The following is a 348-nucleotide window of genomic DNA, read 5'->3' as shown; positions in this document are numbered from 1 at the left end:
GACAGGAGCGGTTGGCCTTTATTCATGTTCGGTTCCCATATAGGCGGTGCGCACGCGCTCGTCCTTCGAGACGTCGGCATAGCTGCCGGAGGCGAGGATCTCGCCGCGTTGCAGCACCGTGACATGGTGGGCGATATCGGCCACCACCTTGAGATTGTGTTCCACCATCAAAACGGCGCGGTCCTTCGCGACATCGGCAATGAGGGCGGCAATGGTGTGAACGTCTTCATGGCCCATGCCGGCCATGGGCTCATCCAGCAGCAGCACTTTCGGATCAAGCGCCAGCGTGGTGGCGATTTCCAGCGCCCGCTTGCGGCCATAGGACAGATCGGCAGCCAGTGCATGACG

General features: G+C 61.5%; 1 protein-coding gene. It reads right to left on the bottom strand.

What is annotated here, in order from left to right; genetic code table 11:
• Window positions 1-18: 18 nt before the first annotated feature.
• Window positions 19-348, bottom strand: a 330-nt coding sequence (locus HWD97_RS24305) for an ATP-binding cassette domain-containing protein (protein WP_371835816.1), incomplete at its 5' end; no start/stop codon positions are given.

The sequence above is a fragment of the Ochrobactrum sp. C6C9 genome (assembly GCF_022627935.1).
Taxonomy (GTDB): Bacteria; Pseudomonadota; Alphaproteobacteria; order Rhizobiales; family Rhizobiaceae; genus Brucella; species Brucella teleogrylli.
The sequence above is the reverse complement of the archived record's forward strand: the minus strand, read 5'-3'. Positions and strand labels throughout refer to the sequence as shown.